This window comes from Enterobacter cloacae complex sp. SHL022, assembly GCF_049237785.1.
Lineage (GTDB): Bacteria > Pseudomonadota > Gammaproteobacteria > Enterobacterales > Enterobacteriaceae > Enterobacter > Enterobacter hormaechei_C.
In genome coordinates, this window is the sequence record NZ_JBMKJH010000002.1 from 543,076 (window position 1) to 561,206 (window position 18,131).

14 protein-coding genes and 1 other RNA gene are annotated in these 18,131 nt (G+C 55.9%); 3 read left to right on the forward strand and 12 right to left on the reverse strand.

Annotated elements, in window-relative coordinates; all coding sequences use genetic code 11:
- The first annotated feature begins 79 nt into the window (after window positions 1-79).
- Window positions 80-445, forward strand: a complete 366-nt coding sequence (locus tag ACOTZD_RS06830; RefSeq protein WP_000384149.1) for a DUF805 domain-containing protein — start codon at window positions 80-82, stop codon at window positions 443-445.
- Window positions 446-483: 38 nt separating this feature from the next.
- Here the strand turns inward: ACOTZD_RS06830 and yhaJ are convergent, their stop codons facing one another.
- Window positions 484-1,386 (reverse strand): DNA-binding transcriptional regulator YhaJ, encoded by a 903-nt coding sequence (yhaJ, locus tag ACOTZD_RS06835; protein WP_003862655.1) that lies wholly within the window; start codon window positions 1,384-1,386, stop codon window positions 484-486.
- A 104-nt stretch (window positions 1,387-1,490) separates the two neighbouring features.
- Here yhaJ and ACOTZD_RS06840 point away from each other — a divergent pair, with 104 nt between their 5' ends.
- On the forward strand, window positions 1,491-2,192 hold the full coding sequence (locus tag ACOTZD_RS06840) for a pirin family protein (RefSeq protein WP_003862658.1): 702 nt from the start codon (window positions 1,491-1,493) through the stop codon (window positions 2,190-2,192).
- A 79-nt stretch (window positions 2,193-2,271) separates the two neighbouring features.
- Here ACOTZD_RS06840 and ACOTZD_RS06845 read toward each other — a convergent pair whose 3' ends face one another.
- The 11 genes from ACOTZD_RS06845 to garL all read right to left on the reverse strand — a co-directional run bounded on the left by ACOTZD_RS06845 (window position 2,272) and on the right by garL (window position 16,066).
- Window positions 2,272-3,576: a serine dehydratase subunit alpha family protein gene (locus tag ACOTZD_RS06845; RefSeq protein ID WP_022651889.1), complete on the reverse strand. Its 1,305-nt coding sequence runs from the start codon at window positions 3,574-3,576 to the stop codon at window positions 2,272-2,274.
- Between the two features lie 20 nt (window positions 3,577-3,596).
- Complete coding sequence (locus tag ACOTZD_RS06850) at window positions 3,597-4,928, reverse strand: amino acid permease (RefSeq protein WP_022649483.1); 1,332 nt, start codon at window positions 4,926-4,928, stop codon at window positions 3,597-3,599.
- Between the two features lie 274 nt (window positions 4,929-5,202).
- On the reverse strand, window positions 5,203-7,497 hold the full coding sequence (pflB, locus tag ACOTZD_RS06855; protein ID WP_045350489.1) for a formate C-acetyltransferase: 2,295 nt from the start codon (window positions 7,495-7,497) through the stop codon (window positions 5,203-5,205).
- 15 nt (window positions 7,498-7,512) lie between these two features.
- Window positions 7,513-8,721: a propionate kinase gene (gene tdcD / locus ACOTZD_RS06860; RefSeq protein WP_022651900.1), complete on the reverse strand. Its 1,209-nt coding sequence runs from the start codon at window positions 8,719-8,721 to the stop codon at window positions 7,513-7,515.
- A gap of 30 nt (window positions 8,722-8,751) precedes the next feature.
- On the reverse strand, window positions 8,752-10,083 hold the full coding sequence (gene tdcC, locus ACOTZD_RS06865) for a threonine/serine transporter TdcC (protein ID WP_003862666.1): 1,332 nt from the start codon (window positions 10,081-10,083) through the stop codon (window positions 8,752-8,754).
- Window positions 10,084-10,093: 10 nt separating this feature from the next.
- A complete protein-coding gene (gene tdcB, locus ACOTZD_RS06870; RefSeq protein ID WP_022651901.1) occupies window positions 10,094-11,083 on the reverse strand; it encodes a bifunctional threonine ammonia-lyase/L-serine ammonia-lyase TdcB in 990 nt (329 codons plus the stop codon).
- Between the two features lie 96 nt (window positions 11,084-11,179).
- Window positions 11,180-12,100, reverse strand: a complete 921-nt coding sequence (gene tdcA / locus ACOTZD_RS06875) for a transcriptional regulator TdcA (protein ID WP_003862670.1) — start codon at window positions 12,098-12,100, stop codon at window positions 11,180-11,182.
- A 672-nt stretch (window positions 12,101-12,772) separates the two neighbouring features.
- Window positions 12,773-13,149, reverse strand: an RNA gene (rnpB, locus tag ACOTZD_RS06880) — RNase P RNA component class A.
- 32 nt (window positions 13,150-13,181) lie between these two features.
- Window positions 13,182-14,327 (reverse strand): glycerate 2-kinase, encoded by a 1,146-nt coding sequence (gene garK, locus ACOTZD_RS06885; RefSeq protein ID WP_174402136.1) that lies wholly within the window; start codon window positions 14,325-14,327, stop codon window positions 13,182-13,184.
- Window positions 14,328-14,383: 56 nt separating this feature from the next.
- On the reverse strand, window positions 14,384-15,274 hold the full coding sequence (gene garR, locus ACOTZD_RS06890) for a 2-hydroxy-3-oxopropionate reductase (RefSeq protein ID WP_017382435.1): 891 nt from the start codon (window positions 15,272-15,274) through the stop codon (window positions 14,384-14,386).
- A 21-nt stretch (window positions 15,275-15,295) separates the two neighbouring features.
- Window positions 15,296-16,066 (reverse strand): 2-dehydro-3-deoxyglucarate aldolase, encoded by a 771-nt coding sequence (garL, locus tag ACOTZD_RS06895; RefSeq protein ID WP_003862676.1) that lies wholly within the window; start codon window positions 16,064-16,066, stop codon window positions 15,296-15,298.
- 367 nt (window positions 16,067-16,433) lie between these two features.
- Between garL and garD the strand changes: the two genes are divergently transcribed.
- Entirely contained in the window at window positions 16,434-18,005 is a 1,572-nt protein-coding gene (garD, locus tag ACOTZD_RS06900) for a galactarate dehydratase (RefSeq protein WP_003862678.1), read from the forward strand.
- Window positions 18,006-18,131: the final 126 nt, after the last annotated feature.

Sequence of the window (18,131 nt, forward strand, 5' to 3'; positions counted from 1 at the left end):
TTTTAATTCACAGCATACATCTATCCTTACCTCGATCGCTTAGAAAACAAGTGATTGACTGATTAAGAGGCAAGGAAAAATGGACTGGTATTTAAAGGTACTGCGCAACTATTTTGGTTTTGGTGGCCGTGCCCGCCGTAAAGAGTACTGGATGTTCGTTCTGGTGAACTTCGTCTTGATTATGGTGCTGGGCATTGTGGACAAGATCCTCGGCTGGGAACGCGAGGGGGGTGAAGGCATTCTCACCACCATTTATGGTGTGTTAGTTCTGCTGCCTTCATGGGCCGTACTGTTTCGTCGTCTCCACGACACCGATCGTTCGGCGTGGTGGCTGCTGTTGCTGTTGATCCCGCTTATCGGCTGGATCGTGATTTTGATTTTCAACTGTCAGAGCGGAACGCCGGGCGAAAACCGCTTTGGTCCGGATCCTAAGGCAAGCGCGTAAATTCTGCCCGGTGGCGCTTACGCTTACCGGGCCTACGCTTATTTGTTGTGGTGGGCAAAGAGCTTGGGAATTTCACGCAAACACCACGATTTGGCTTCGCCCATGCTGTCGCGACGCCACGCCATAATAATATCCACTTCGCTGGTGTATTCCGGGCTGACGACGCGCAACCGCCCTTCTGCAATGTCCTTTTCGACAAACGGGTACGGCATAGTCGCCACGCCCAGCCCCGCCAGGAGCGCCTGTCGCTTATCTTCCAGCGACGTTACCGTCAGTCGCGGCTGTTTATCCAGCAACTGTACCGTTAACACCGGGCGTTCTCGGGCGGTATCCGCGACCGCCACGCCGCGGTATTTCACGCGCGTGACCTCAGAGAGCGGCTCCGGCTCCTGATGGATAGGGTGATCCGGCGCGGCGACGTAGACGTTCATCACGCTGTAGAGCTTGCGCGAATTGATTTCTGACGATGAGCGGAAATGCATGTCTGGCGCAATCACGATATCCGCCCTGCCCGTCTCAAGACGCTCCCACGCCCCGGCCAGCACCTCGGTGATGATCGACAGCTGGGTATTGGCTTTCGCGGCCAGTCTGTCCACCAGCGGAAACAGCGCTTCGGTGGGCACCAGCGCTTCGGTCACTAACGTCAGATGGGTTTCCCAGCCGCGGGCCAGCGCTTCGGCATCGGTCGTCAGCTTATCCGCTGCTTCCAGCAATACGCGGCCGCGCTCCAGCAGCATCCGCCCAACGTTGGTGAATTTTGTTCGATGACCGGAGCGATCGAAGAGCACAACATCCAGCTCCTCTTCCAGCTTTTGCATGGTGTAGCTCAGCGCAGACGGAACGCGCCCCAGTTCATCTGCCGCCGCGGCAAAACTGCCGCGCCTGTCAATCGCGTCCATGACGCGAAGCGCCTCAAGCGTCAATGCTCTCTCTTTAGCCATCTCGTTCTCATTCAGGAAATTTGAACATACCAGGCAGAATATCTGGCTAACAATGCAGCGTCCATACCTTTACCATTGATTTAGTGTAAAGAGAGGTCAAGTTTATGATTACGACAAGAACAGCGAAACAGTGCGGACAAGCCGATTTCGGTTGGTTGCAGGCCCGCTACACCTTTTCCTTTGGACACTACTTTGACCCTAAACTCCTCGGTTACGCTTCACTGCGTGTATTGAATCAGGAAGTGCTCGCCCCGGGCGCGTCCTTCCAGCCGCGCACGTACCCGAAAGTCGATATCCTGAACCTGATCCTGGAAGGCGAGGCAGAATACCGCGATAGCGAGGGCAATCATGTCCAGGCGAAGGCTGGCGAGGCGCTGTTAATTTCTACTCAGCCAGGTATTAGCTACAGTGAGCATAACCTCAGCAAAGATAAAACGCTGACCCGCATGCAGCTGTGGCTGGATGCCTGTCCGGAGCGGGAAAATCCGCTGGTGCAAAAGATCGATCTGAAGGGCGATCAACAGCAGCTGATTGCCTCGCCAGACGGCAGCAAAGGCAGCTTGCAGTTGCGCCAGCAGGTGTGGCTGCATCATATCGAACTGAAAAAAGGTGAACAGGCGAGCTTCCAGCTTCATGGCCCGCGTGCCTATTTGCAGTCCATTCACGGAACGGTGCATGCGGTCACGCATACGGAAGAGAAAGAAGCGCTCACCTGCGGTGACGGGGCGTTTATTCGTGACGAAGCGAATATCACTCTGGTTGCCGATACGCCGCTGCGCGCGCTGTTGATTGATTTGCCGGTTTAAGATCAACACGCCCCTCGCTCGATCGGTTCCCTCTCCCTATGGGAGAGGGTTAGGGTGAGGGGTAACGGGTTGGATTAAATCACAACACCTTACTCGCCATAATCTCAATGATCTGCCGGTCCGTCGCCTGCATTGAGCGGCACGCCAGGGCGCACAGGTTAGAGATCGACTGTTCCACGTCGTGCGCCACAATCCCCTCGTTACCCGTCACGGCAGTATCATCCAGCGCCATCATCACGGCTTTCCAGGCGCTGGTGACGCTGGTCGAGACCTTCATTGCACAGCTGTTAGAAGCCCCATCGCAGATCATCCCGCTCACGTCGCCGATCATACTGCCGATCGCCATGGCAATGGTCTGGTAAGATCCGCCCATCAGCCACGCCATCCCCGCCGCTGCCCCCATTCCGGCGGTTGTCGCCGCGCACAACGCGGACAAGCGCGGAAGCTGGTAATGGATATAGATAGCCGACAGATGCGAGAGCATCAGCGCCCGCGCCAGCCGTTCGTCATCAGCCTGAACGTGCTCAGCCACCACCACTACCGGCATGGTGGCGGTGATGCCCTGATTCCCGGAACCCGAGTTGCTCATCGCTGGCAGCGTCGCGCCTCCCATGCGGGCATCCGAGGCTGCGCTGGTGCGGATAATAATGTCTGAACCCAGATCCTGCGCCATCCAGCCGCGTGCGCGCTGTTTATTGAGCGTCGCGCCAATATGCAGCCCCCAGTTGCCACGCAAACCTTCGCGGGAGAGCGCATCGTTCAGCCGCCCCGCATCGAGGATAAAGCGGATCGCGTCGAACGGCACCTGCTCCACAAACTCAAGGATCTGTGACAGCGTGGTGGTCGAGAGCACCGCCAGCGGATCGTCGTTGTTCTGGCTCTGACGATCGTCAAGCCTGAAGCACGTTTCGCCCTGACAAACTACCTCCACCACGCGAGTATGCCCGCCAGCGATGGTCACCATCGCCGAGGATTCACCGGCGTAAACGCAGGCGCGTGAATAAAGGATCTCATCGCACGGCTCCTGCAATTTTACCTGCACCAGACCCGCGTTCAGCAGTGCTTTGGCGCGCGTTAGCGCCTCGGCCGACGCGTCTTTCAACACCTCCAGCCCGGCGTGTGCATTACCGCCTGTCGCCCCCAGCGCGGCCGCGATGGGTAAACCGACCATACCGGTGCCGGGCACCGTTACGCCAAGCCCGTTTTTCATCAGGTTCGGCGATACCCACGCCTCGATACGCGTTACCTCACCGGAAAGCTGTCCGGCAGCCATCGCACACGCCAGCGCCAGCGAGACGGGTTCGGTACAGCCCAGCGCAGGCTTTACCTCTTCCTGCACGGCGCGAATAAAATGGTTCCATAAAGGATTAATTTGCTCAGACATCGTTACGACCTTATTTAACCTCATGAGAAGGCGAGGAAAGGAGAAACACAAAGCAGCAGCCCGGTAATTACGATAATTACCAGCGATACGCCTTTATATTTATGAAGTGCGGGCACTTTGTAGACCAGCCACGCCGGAATTAAGCAGCCCACCATCCCGAAAATAGGGCTACAGATGGAGGTGAAGCTCAGCACCGGCGCGTTTAATACAATCGCGCTCCAGGCCAGTAGGATGGCGAACAGCATAATTCCGCGCTGGACGGCATTTTCATTGATTTTTTCCGCCGGCATTTTGCGGCGCAGGATGTTCATCACGATGCCCTGCGTCGCCTCACGAAAGCCGAGATAGACGCCAAAGAACGCGGTCATCACGGCGAAAATGTTGAGGATCACGCTGACGATTTTGACCCAGCCCGCACCGTCACCGCTGATGAACTGTGCTGCGATTGCCAGGGCGGAAATATTCTGCTCGTAGGCTTTTACCGCCTCGTCGTGCCCCATCGCCAGCGTGAAGGAGACCGCGTAGAAAAAGACCGTCACAAACAGCACGCCAAAGGCGATATTCATTGCCCGCAGCGCTTTATGACGCGCCACCTCTACGGATTTTTCCCGTGAACGATAGGAAATCACCATCGGGCTTAAAGTCTGAATAAACAGAATGGAGGTTAAGGTGAAAGGCAGCGTAATAATGGCGTTTTTAATCAGCAGCCCCATCGGCGGCAGCATACCGACGTTGGCTAAATGCCAGAGGCCAATCATCGAAAGACCCAGCGCCGCCACTACAAATAATTTGGTCAGCACCATCAGGCTGGAGACTTTAAACAGCAGTTTTTCTCCGCGCGACGAGATGGCGACCAGAATGCAGATCAGGAATAAGCCGTAGAACGGATTTTCCGACAGCAAACCGTCGGTTACGCCGAAGGTGTGCAAATAGGAGGCGCTGTCGTTGGTGATAGCCGTGGAATAGACAAACATCCAGATCACCAGCATCACGAAATAAAGCGCACCCAATAAGATGCCCCAGTTTTTACCTAAATAACCGCTAATGACGCTCGGGTAATCTTTGCATTCCGGTGATTCCGCCAGCGTATTAATAAACAGGCGCTGGAACAGGTACATAGCCGGATAACCAATTATCGACGAGAGTAAAAACACCCACAGCCCCATTAACCCGACCTGCACCGGAAGAAAAACGATGCCCGCGCCGATAGCCATCCCGATACTCATGATGACCCAGCCCGTATCGGTGCTGTCAAATTTGATCGCCTCTCGCCATTCGCTTTCGCTCATTCCCGCCCGCCTTGCCGCAGGGGAATCACTCACAATCACACTGCTGTTTGTTGCCATATTCATTGGGCACTCGCTTATTTTGTAGGGTAACTGGTTGTTTTTATAAGATTCCGATCGCCAGCGATTGCGAGTCAGAAGGTGCAGGTGTGAGTTATTGATATGGGGAGATCATATCCGGAGAGCTGGAGAAAAAAGTCACAAGTTTTATAGGGATTTCATAAGGCGCGAGGAAAATATTACTTCTGAACAGTAGAAAAGAGAGTGAGTTTTCTAAAATCGACCGAGTTCACAAAATTAAAAGCCTCCTCATTAGAGGAGGCTGAAGATGGAGCATGCATTACATCGCCTGCGTAAACGTCCTCGAAATCACATCCTGCTGCTGCTCGCGCGTCAGAGCATTAAACCGCACCGCATAGCCTGAAACGCGGATCGTCAGGTTCGGATAGTTCTCCGGATGGGCGATGGCATCCAGCAGCATCTCCCTGTTCATCACGTTGACGTTCAGGTGCTGACCGCCCTCAATGGTCGCTTCGTGGTGGAAGTATCCGTCCAGCAGCCCGACAAGGTTGGTTTTGCGCACCGGCTCGTCCTTGCCCAGTGCCTGCGGCACGATGGAGAAGGTGTAGGAAATCCCGTCTTTGGCATAGGTGAACGGCAGCTTGGCGACCGAGGTTAACGACGCCACCGCCCCTTTTCTGTCGCGCCCGTGCATCGGGTTGGCGCCAGGCGCAAACGGCGTGCCGCCGCGACGTCCGTCCGGCGTGTTGCCGGTCTTCTGGCCGTAAACCACGTTGGAGGTAATAGTCAGGATCGACTGAGTCGGCACCGCGTTGCGATACGTCGGCAGCGCCTGGATCTTCTTCATAAATCGCTCCACCAGGTCGCAGGCGATGCTGTCCACGCGATCGTCATTATTGCCGTACTGCGGATAGTCCCCTTCTATGACGAAGTCCACCGCCAGGCCGGTGTGGTCGCGCACTGGTTTCACCGTGGCGTATTTAATCGCCGACAGGGAATCCGCCGCCACCGACAGCCCGGCAATGCCGCAGGCCATGGTGCGATAGACGTCACGATCGTGCAGCGCCATCAGCGACGCTTCGTAGCTGTACTTATCATGCATGTAGTGAATGAGATTCAGCGCGCTGATGTACTGCACCGCCAGCCAGTCCATGAAGTGATCGAGGCTCGCCATTACGGTGTCGTAATCCAGTACCTCATCCAGCAGCGGCTCGGTTTTCGGACCGACCTGGATCTTCAGCTTCTCATCCACCCCGCCGTTGATTGCGTACAGCAGCGTTTTCGCAAGGTTGGCGCGTGCGCCGAAGAACTGCATCTGCTTGCCGATCACCATCGGGCTGACGCAGCAGGCAATGGCGTAGTCGTCGCTGTTGAAGTCGGTGCGCATCAGATCGTCGTTCTCGTATTGCAGCGAGGAGGTGACGATCGACACCTGTGCGGCGTATTTCTTGAACGCGATCGGCAGTTTTTCGGACCAGAGGATCGTCAGGTTTGGCTCCGGCGCAGGCCCCATGGTGTGCAGGGTATGCAGGTAGCGGAAGCTGTTTTTAGTCACCAGCGTGCGCCCGTCCAGCCCCATGCCGCCAATCACTTCCGTGGCCCAGATCGGATCGCCGGAGAAGAGCGTGTCGAACTCCGGCGTGCGCAGGAAGCGCACCATGCGGATCTTCATGATGAAGTGGTCGATCAGCTCCTGGGCCTGCACCTCATTCAGCCTTCCTGCCTGCATGTCGCGTTCAATGTAGATATCGAGGAACGAGGCCGTGCGCCCCAGCGACATCGCCCCGCCGTTCTGGGATTTCACTGCGGCAAGGTAGGCAAAGTAGACCCACTGCACCGCTTCCTGCGCATTCATCGCCGGACGTGAAATATCAAAGCCATAGTTCGTCGCCATCTGCTGGATCTGCAGCAGCGCACGTTTATGCTCCGCCAGCTCCTCGCGCAGGCGGATCGTGGCCTCCAGTTCTTCTCCGCGCTCCAGTTTCCCCTGGAGATCGGCGAACTGAAGTTCACGCTCGCGCACCAGATAGCTGATGCCGTACAGCGCCACGCGGCGGTAGTCGCCGATGATGCGTCCGCGCCCGTAGCCGTCCGGCAGACCGGTCAGTACCCCCGATTTGCGGCAGCGCATCATCTCCGGGGAGTAAACGTCAAACACGCCCTGGTTGTGGGTTTTGCGCAGGTCTGTGAAGAGATATTCAAACTGCGGATCCATCTCGCGACCGTAGGCTTCGAACGAGCTGCGGATCATGTTGATCCCGCCGTACGGATGCAGGGCGCGCTTGAGCGGCTTGTCGGTTTGCAGGCCGACGATCGTCTCCAGCTCCTGATCAATATAGCCCGGCCCGTGCGCGGTAATGGTAGTGGCGATGTTGGTGTCGAAATCCACCGGAGCGTGGGTGGCATTCTCCTGACGAATGCCGACCATCACCTTCTGCCACAGCGCCGTCGTTGCTGGCGTCGCCTGCGCGAGGAAAGCTTCATCGCCTTCATAAGGGGTGTAGTTATGCTGAATAAAATCGCGCACGTTGATGGCGTTTTTCCATTCTTCACCACGAAACCCGGCCCATGCGTCGCTGTAGGGCGCGACGCCCGTATCGATTGTTACTTTCATCAGATTCTCGCTTTATCAGGCGTAAGCCGCAGCCGGAGTAACCTTCCCAAGACGGAGGGCGTCCAGCGCGATCATTTTTTCTTCATTGGTAGGGATCACCGCGCAGGCCGCGCGGGACGACTCGGTGGAGATCACGCGCTCGCCCGCGCTGCCCGGCAGGGCATTTTTGGACTCGTCGAGGATGATGCCAAACACCTTCAGATGCTCCGCCACCAGCGCGCGGATAAGCACGGAGTTCTCACCGATCCCGCCGGTAAACACCACGCCATCCAGACGGTGCAGGGACGCGGCATGACCGGCGATATGCCGCGCAATCCGGTGGACAAAGGTCTTTATTGCCAGCCGCGCCCGCTCGTTGCCGTCATGCCAGGCTTTCTCCAGCGCGCGCAAATCGGAGGAGATACCGGAGATCCCCAGCAGCCCGGACTCTTTGTTGACCACGCGCTCCAGATCCTCGAACGACTGGCCGGTCTGCCGGGCAATCCACGCCATCGCGCCAAAATCCACGTCTCCGCAGCGCGTGCCCATCACCAGTCCTTCAAGCGGCGTCATCCCCATGGACGTGTCCACGCTTACGCCGTTACGCACCGCGCAGATGGACGCCCCGTTGCCGAGATGGGCAATTACCAGGCCGCTGTCATCGGGAGAGAGCCCGAAAAGCGCGTGCGCCTGCGCCGACACATAGCGGTGAGAGGTGCCATGGAAACCGTAGCGGCGCACGCCCAGCTCTTCAAAATAGCGGTACGGCAAGCCGTACAGATACGCCTGCGGCGGCATGGTCTGGTGGAAGCTGGTATCAAATACCGCCACCTGCTGCACGCCGGGGAACAGGCGCTCGGCGGCTTCCACGCCGCTCAGGTTGGCGTAGTTATGCAGCGGCGCCAGCGGGGAGACCTGGCGGATCTGCGCCATCACCTCTTCCGTGATCAGGGTCGACTCGCTGAAGAGGTCACCGCCGTGGGCAATGCGATGGCCAATCAAAGCCACGCTGCCCATCAGGTTGCGTTTCTCCAGCTCAAGGGCGATGGCGGCCAGCGCCCCTTCGTAGTCCTGGTGAGCCAGTCTGACCGGCTCACCCCCATTCACGGAAATAAAGGCTTTTTCTGTGTTGATGCCGTCCGCAATGCCCGTCATCAGGGCATCGCAGCTTGCGGCGTCCAGCACCGAGAACTTAACAGAGGACGATCCGCAGTTAATGACCAGTACTACCGGAAACTCAATCATGGTATGGCTCCGCTCTTCCTGAGCTTTGGTTTAAAACAGTTTGTACACGATGTTCAGAATGGTCAGCAGACCGACCACGGTTACGAAGATGTTCTCGGTCCGGCCTTTGTATTTCGCCAGCGCCGGTGCCTTGCGGATGGCGTACATCGGCAGCAGGCACAGCAGAGAGGCGATAATTGGCGCGCCCATGGCTTCAATGAGGTCCAGAATGTTCGGGTTGGCGTAGGCCACAATCCAGGTGGATCCCATGATGAAGACCATGCTGATGGTGTTCAGCTTGCCGACGGAGACGTTCTTCTTGTCGCCCTTGTAGCCGAACTTGATGATCAGGCCGTTCAGCCCCTCCAGCGTGCCCAGATAGTGGCCGAAGAAGGATTTAAAGATAGCGACCAGCGCGATGATGGACGCGCCGTACTCCAGCACGGTGGCGAACGTGGATTTACTGCCTGACATCGAGGCAAAGTGGTTCGCCAGGTAAGAGAGCACCGGAATGTTCTGCGCTTTGGCGTCCGCCATGTTCTGCGGAGAGAGTGTAAACAGGCAGCTAAAGGCGAAGAACATCACCACCGCCACCATCAGCAGGCTGGCGCGACCGATGATTTTGGAACATTTCTGCTCGGTAAACTCTTTCCCGAACTCCGGTTCGTACTCTTCGCGCTTGGAGACCACAAACGAGGAGACGATAGGCGAGAAGTTGAAGGAGAAGACCATGATGGAGATCCCCAGCCACACCGTGACCAGAATGCCGTCATGACCGGTGAAGGCGATATCGCTCAGGTTAACCTGGTCGATCACCGCCGAGTTCCAGTACGGGATCAGCGAGAGAGAAATCAACACCAGGCTGGCGATGAACGGGAACACCAGGTAGCTCATCACTTTCACCATCAGGTCTTTACCGAACCAGATAACAAAGGCCATCAGCAGCAGCAGGAACAGCGCCACCACGCCGCGGTTCAGGGCGGGCATCTGGAGCTGGTTTTCCCAGAAGGTCATAAAGGTGTTGGTAATGGTGACGCCGTAAATCCACAGCAGCGGGCAAATGGCAAAGAAGTAGAGGAAGGTGATTACCACCCCGCCGGTCTTACCAAAATGCTCCTCCACCGTTTCGGTGATGTTGCCGGAGACGTTACTGCCGGACAAACACAGACGCGCCAGCGCGCGGTGGCAGTAAAAGGCAATCGGGAACGCGAGTACCAGCATCAGCAGGATGGGGATCAAGCCGCCAAAGCCTGCACGGATAGGGAAGAACAGCACGCCTGCGCCAATGGCGGTACCAAACAGGCCGAGCGTCCAGGTGGTATCAGATTTACGCCAGGAGGACGTTTTTGTCTGGCCAACGATAATGCTTTCTGTGTTGCTCATAAGTCATCCTTTATGCGTCAACGAAGCCGGTAATTTGGGAAACACGGGAGAGATCGATATTGCCGCCGGAAATAATGCAGACGGTTTTACGGCCCTGGATATAGTGGTCCAGCTTGCCGCTTAATAACGCCGCGCACGCCAGTGCGCCAGCACCTTCCGTGACCACTTTATTTCGCTGAATAAGCGCGATCATGCTGTTGCGAATCTCGTCTTCGCTGACCAGCACAATGTCATCGACTAATTCACGAACAATTTCGAAGGTTAAATTACCCGGGCGAGACACATCGCAACCGTCTGCTAATGTGCCGGTAATGCGGTGGTTCGTTATTTCACCGGCCTGATACGATGCCGCCATTCCGTGCACGTTTTCAGACTGCACGCCGATAATATTGATAGTTGGGTTGATGGATTTAATTGCTGTCGCAATACCGGCAATTAAACCGCCGCCGCCGATGGGGACAATCACGTTATCCACGTCATATAAATCTTCGAGGATCTCCAGGCCGATGGTGCCCTGACCGGCGATCACTTTCGGATCGTCGTAAGGCGGGATAAAAATGCGCCCTTCCATCTCGACTATTTCGCTCACTTTGGCGATGGTGTCGTTAAAGTTCTCGCCGTGTAGCACCACTTCGGCAGAGTAGTCGCGCGTGGCGGCAACCTTGGATTTCGGCGCGCCCATCGGCATCACTACTTTGCCGTCGATGCCGAGCATGGCGCAGGAGAGAGAGACCCCCTGCGCGTGGTTCCCTGCGGAACAGGCCACCACGCCCTTGCGTTTTTCCGCATCGGTCAGCGAGCTTAATTTATTAAACGCCCCACGTATTTTAAACGAACCGGTACGCTGCATATTTTCAAATTTCAGGAATATCTCACCCTTACACCGTTCGCTCAGATAATTTGAGCGCGGCATACCGGTTTTATAGATCTTTCCCGCCAGTCTTTTTCTGGCGTCCTGAATATCTTCAATGGTCACCGGGAGATCGTAAGTAATGTGCATAATATCCTCGTTATAATAATTCATTGTTTTCAGGCAAAGTCAGGGTAACAGAGCGTTAAAAAGCGTCGCTCCGGGTGTTTTAAATCATCATTATTTCTATCGTCGTTTTTCGGTATTCATCGACGAATATTGTTTTGCCAGTTCCACTAATACTGACGCCGATTTTTTAATACTGTAATTTTTTGACCACACGGCGGCATAACGCGCCACGGGTAATTCATCTTCCACCGGCAGGACAATGAACTGGTCCGAGCCGAATGGCGCAATCATGTCACGGGGGATCACCGTCAGGTAATCGGCATTGAGGACAAGGTTATAGATGGTGACGACGGAATCGGTCTGGACGATGTTTTCAATGCTGATGTGGTTGTCTTGCAGGGTGGTCAGAAGTTCGTTGTAGTAGCCCATATCGGTTTGCGGCATCACCCACTGCTCGTGCGTGAGCGATGCCAGTCTGGTCGGGCCGGTGCACGTTCGTGATTTACTCGCCACCAGCACAAACTCGGATTCAAACAGTGGCTCAACGTGAAGATCCTGAAGCTGCATCCCGTCGCTCAGCGTACCGATGGCGAAATCCAGCCGGCCATCGCGAATGGCGGGCAGGAATGAAGAGAGCTGCGCTTCATACATTGAGACGCGTGCCTTCGGGAACACTTCCTTGAATTTTTTGATCATCCCGGACAGGAAGGTGAAGCCAATCAGCGAGGGATAGCCGAAGGAGACGTCCATGACGGTACTGAAACTGAGGCTGTTGATCTCGCTTACCATGTTTTTCATTTCGCGGGTGATCGACTCAGCGTAGGACAGCAGCACCTGACCAGCAGCAGTGAGTTTTACGCCGGTGTTTTTACGCACCATCACTTCCACCCCAAAGTAAGATTCGATGTCGCTGATGATTTTGCTGACGGCAGGTTGCGTCAGCCCCAGTTGTCTTGCAGCAGAACCTATGGAGCCACTTTTGATGACTTCCTGAAATACCACGAGGTGCTGAGTTTTCGGTAGAATAATAGTATTCATAATATTCTGCGCTTATTTCCCTATGACGCAGCGGATTCTACCCAATATTGTTTTAGGGGGTATGTGCTGTTACTCACAATTTGCCAGGACGCTCTGTTTTCAGTCGCACCAGAAAACTATTTATATCTTTATAAATCAAAGATTTATCACAATAAAAATACGCATTTACGCTGACATTGATCAATAAAAAACGCGGTAATAAATTTATTTTATGGCAATAACCAGCGTGAATTTTTTTGCCTTAAAAATATTAATAAAGGCTATCTTTCAGGCAATTAAAGGTTAATAAAACACCATTATTCCTTTAAAACATTTTTGTGGTTTATCAACTTTACCAGGAGTATTTATTCACTTTCCGGTTAAAGAGTGGGATATATCACACATTCACCAGAAGAATGTTTTTAGATTCAATATTAAATTATCAAATGAATAACATTCGGCATCACTGACTAAACATTTACAACATCTGCTCAACACTAAATTTTTCTAATTTTATAGCGTTAAATTTTGTGATTACGATCATGCGCAGCAGATGAGAGGAACACGCAGCCGAACAAATAGTGAAACGTGCTTAGCGTCGCAAAATTGAGAATTGATGTCGTTTGGCGCTTCGCTTACCCGACCTGCAACCTTCAGAAAGCAAAAACCCCGCCGAAGCGGGGTTTCGTAAGAAGTTGAAGCTGACCGATAAGCCGGGTTCTGTCGTGGACAGTCATTCATCTAGGCCAGCAATCGCTCACTGGCTCAAGCAGCCTACCCGGGTTCAGTACGGGCCGTACCATGTGAACCCCTATTTGGCCTTGCTCCGGGTGGAGTTTACCGTGCCACGGACTGTTACCAGCCGCGCGGTGCGCTCTTACCGCACCCTTTCACCCTTACCTGATCCCGCTTGCGCGGGCCATCGGCGGTTTGCTCTCTGTTGCACTGGTCGTGGGTTTCCCCCCCAGGCGTTACCTGGCACCCTGCCCTGTGGAGCCCGGACTTTCCTCCCCTCCGCCCGTCTCCCCCGAAAGGGACGACGACGAAGCGGCGACTGTCTGGTCAGCTTCGGCGCGCAGTATAGAGGGTTTGCGCGTCGCTGTCACCCCTGGCTACGCATGCCTACCTGCAATGTGGCCGCGATATTCCGCGAGGCGCGGTAAATGTTGTCATACGCGCCCTGGAACGCCTCTTCCAGTGAGCCGATGCGGGTCAGTACGCTGAACACCGCATCGATGCCGTACTGATGCACCACACCCACATCCTGCGTCAGACTTCCGGCAATCCCTATAACTGGCTTATGGTATTTTTTGGCGACGCTCGCCACGCCGACGGGCACTTTGCCATTTATGCTCTGGCTGTCGATGCGCCCTTCCCCCGTCAGCACCCACGTGCAGTCGTGAATATGTTCTTCAAGATTGAGCGCCTGAGTGACAATCTCAATGCCGCTTTTCAGCTCTGCGCCCAGGAAGGCCATCAGCGCCGCGCCCATGCCGCCCGCCGCTCCTGCCCCCGGAACCCGGTTGACGTCAATGCGCAGCGTTTTTTTGATCACTTCGGCATAGTGGCTAAGACTGGCGTCGAGTTCGAGGATCATCTCCTCCGTGGCGCCTTTTTGCGGTCCAAAGATACGCGACGCGCCGCTTTCACCGACCAGCGGATTCGTCACGTCACAGGCGACACGGATTGCGCACCCCTGAAGACGCGGATCGAGATCCGAAATATCAATCCGGTTAAGCGCCATCAGGCTGCCGCCGCCGTAGCCGATCTCCGTCCCGTTCGCATCCGTAAACTTCGCGCCCAGCGCCTGCATCATGCCTGCGCCCCCATCGTTGGTTGCGCTCCCGCCGATACCGATAATGATGTTGCGCGCGCCTTTATCCAGCGCGCTGAGGATCAGCTCCCCCGTCCCGCGCGACGTCGTGACCAGCGGGTTACGCTGCGCGGGAGGAACAAGCACCAGGCCGCTGGCGGCGGCCATCTCGATAAACGCGGTGGTACCGTCGCCCGAGATCCCCCAACTGGCCTTCACCTTTTCCCCTAACGGGCCGGTGACGACAGCCTGCTGCCAGGTGCCCTGCGTCGCGGCGATCATCGCTTCAACCGTACCTTCTCCGCCGTCAGCAACGGGAACAGACACGTAATGAGCGTCGGGGAAAATTTCCCGAAATCCTTTTTCTATCGCCTGCGCCACCTCGGTGGCAGGCAGGCTTTCTTTATAAGAGTCTGGCGCGATTACGATTTTCATAGTTGTATGCCTGAGCCGTAGGCCCGGTAAGCGTAACGCCACCGGGCGGGACGTCATTAGCGAGCAATTTCAACCTTCGCCAGTTTTTCGTAATAGCACGCTAACGCGCTGTGATCGGCGGTGCCCAGACCGTCCGCACGCAGCGCCTGCATCATCTCCATGACGGCGGCAGTCAGCGGCAACTGCGCGCCCACGCCGTGGGAGGTATCCAGCGCATTCGCCAGATCCTTAATGTGCAGATCGATGCGGAAGCCCGGCCTGAAGTTACGATCCATCACCATCGGCGCCTTGGCATCCAGCACGGTGCTGCCCGCCAGACCACCGCGAATGGCCTGATAGACCAGATCCGGATTAACGCCCGCTTTGGTGGCCAGCGTCAGCGCTTCGGACATGGCCGCGATGTTCAACGCCACAATCACCTGGTTTGCCAGCTTGGTGACGTTGCCTGCGCCAATTTCACCGGTGTGCACCACGGAGCCAGCCATGGCTTTCATCAGGTCGTAGTATTTGTCAAACACGGCTTTATCGCCCCCCACCATCACCGACAAGGTGCCGTCGATGGCTTTCGGTTCGCCGCCGCTGACTGGCGCATCCAGCATCTCCACACCTTTCGCTTTCAGCGCCTCGCTGATTTCGCGGCTTGCCAGCGGTGCGATAGAGCTCATGTCGATCACCACCAGACCCGGCTTCGCGCCGTCGATAATGCCGTTCTCACCCAGCGCCACCTCTTTCACGTGCGGGGAGTTTGGCAGCATGGTGATAATCACGTCGCACTGCTCAGCAATCGCTTTTGCGGTTGTCGCCGTTTCTGCACCAGCCGCAATCACCTCTGCCACCGCGTCTGAATTACGATCTAAAACCACCAGTGAGTAACCTGCTTTGATGAGGTTTTTGCTCATTGGTTTGCCCATGATACCCAGGCCAATAAAACCCACTTTCAGCGTCATAATCTGTTTCCTCAATGATGGTTATTTTTTAAAAGCGTCCGCTAATTTCTGCGTGGCGGCGCGGAATACGCCGAGATCGCTGCCCACGGCGACAAACGTTGCGCCCCACTCCAGGTAGCGGCGGGCATCGGCTTCCACTGGCGCCAGAATGCCGCACGGTTTACCGTGCGCTTTGGCACGGGCAAAAATGTGCTGAATTGCGCGCTGCACGTCCGGATGGCTGGCGTTGCCCAGATGACCAAAGGCGGCCGCCAGATCGCTCGGGCCGACGAAAATGCCGTCTACCCCCTCCGTCGCGGCAATAGCGTCGACGTTATCGACCCCCTGCTGGCTCTCGATCTGAACCAGAATGGTGATGTTCTTGTTGGACTGGGCGAAATAGTCCGGCACGGTGCCAAACATGTTGGCGCGGTGCGAGACGGACACGCCGCGGATCCCTTCCGGTGGATAGCGGGTCGCCGCCACGGCCAGCACCGCTTCTTCTTCCGTTTCAACAAACGGGATCAGGAAGTTGTAGAAGCCGATATCCAGCAGACGCTTGATGATCACCGGCTCGTTGGTGGGCACACGCACCACCGGCGCGCTGTGGCTGCCTTTCAGCGCCATCAGCTGCGGAATAAACGTGTTGATATCGTTTGGCGCATGTTCGCCGTCCAGCACCAGCCAGTCGAACCCGGCCAGGCCCAGCACTTCGGTGCTGATGGGGTTGGCCAGCGCAGACCAGCAGCCAATCTGAATCTGGTGCGCCGCGAGGGCCGCTTTAAATTTATTCGGGAAGATGTCGTTACTCATTACTTATACCTTTTTTAATTCCGCAGTTTTAGCCAGTAACTTTTCTTATTTATTCCGACTCAGCGTCAGCGTTATATTTATTTTCCTGACTGAATTTTGGCGTTATAAAATCGTCATTCAGTATAATCGTCACCACCCGGCAGCACATTGTCTCAATGCTCAATTATCCAGCGGGAGTAACACGCTATTTTGAGCATTTGCCCAATGCAGTGGGCGCTGATGCACAGAATCAACGATTAGTGTTTCGGGAGCGATCGCGATCACATTCTCACTTTTCCTCTCCTGACATTCTTTATTTCCTCAATAAGAAACGATTAACCATCTGGCTATATTTAGTATCAGATATTTTGCTGGAGAAGAGTGAACAATGGCCGATATTGAAATTCGACAGGCGTCGCCGACGGCGTTCTATATAAAAGTGCACGATACTGATAACGTGGCGATTATTGTCAACGACAATGGCTTAAAAGCTGGCACCCGCTTTCCGGATGGCCTGGAGCTGATTGAGCACATTCCGCAGGGGCATAAAGTCGCACTGGTCGATATCCCGGCTCACGGTGAAATCGTGCGCTACGGCGAAGTCATCGGCTATGCGGTGCGCGCTATCCCGCAGGGTAGCTGGATTGAGGAGTCGCTGGTTGAGCTGCCCACCGCCCCGCCGCTGGAGACGTTGCCGCTGGCTACCCGCGTCCCTGAGCCGTTGCCTCCGCTGGAGGGTTATACCTTCGAAGGTTACCGCAATGCGGATGGCAGCGTGGGAACCAAAAACCTGCTTGGCATCACCACCAGCGTGCATTGCGTGGCGGGCGTAGTGGATTACGTTGTGAAAATTATTGAGCGCGATCTGTTGCCGAAATACCCCAACGTTGACGGCGTGGTGGGTCTTAACCACCTGTACGGCTGCGGCGTGGCGATCAACGCGCCGGCAGCGGTCGTGCCGATCCGTACGATTCACAATATCGCCCTTAACCCAAACTTTGGCGGTGAGGTAATGGTGATTGGTCTCGGCTGTGAAAAATTGCAGCCAGAACGCCTGTTGCAGGGTACTGAGGATGTGAAAGCCATTCCGGTTGACGATGCCAGTGTTGTGCGTCTTCAGGATGAACACCATGTCGGCTTCAGATCGATGGTCGACGACATTTTACAGGTGGCAGAGCGCCATCTGGAGAAGTTGAACAAACGCCAGCGTGAAACCTGCCCGGCCTCTGAACTGGTCGTTGGGACACAGTGTGGCGGCAGCGATGCGTTTTCCGGCGTCACCGCTAACCCGGCGGTAGGTTATGCCTCCGATCTGTTCGTGCGCTGCGGCGCCACGGTGATGTTCTCCGAAGTCACCGAAGTACGTGATGCTATCCACCTGCTCACGCCGCGCGCCGTCAACGAAGAGGTGGGCAAACGCCTGCTGGAGGAAATGGCCTGGTACGATAACTATCTCGACATGGGCAAAACTGACCGCAGCGCCAACCCGTCTCCGGGTAACAAGAAAGGCGGCCTCGCGAACGTGGTGGAAAAGGCCCTCGGGTCGATTGCCAAATCCGGCCAGAGCGCGATTGTGGAAGTGCTCTCCCCTGGCCAGCGACCAACCAAACGCGGCCTGATTTACGCGGCAACGCCTGCCAGTGATTTCGTTTGCGGCACCCAGCAGGTGGCTTCCGGCATTACGGTACAGGTCTTTACCACCGGGCGCGGCACGCCGTACGGCCTGATGGCGGTACCGGTGATCAAAATGGCGACCCGCACCGAGCTGGCAAACCGCTGGTATGACTTAATGGATATCAACGCGGGCACCATCGCCACCGGGGAAGAGAGTATTGAAGAGGTGGGCTGGAAGCTGTTCCACTTCATTCTGGATGTGGCAAGCGGGCGGAAGAAAACCTTCTCCGATCAATGGGGATTGCATAACTCGCTGGCGGTGTTTAACCCGGCGCCGGTGACGTGATTGTCCCTCACCCTGCCCTCTCCCCACCGGGGAGAGGGTAAAAAACCGCACCGAGCAGTCCCCTCTCCCCTATGGGGCTGAGGGTTCCCCACAAAATAATGCCTGCACAGACGGCCCCCTCTCCCT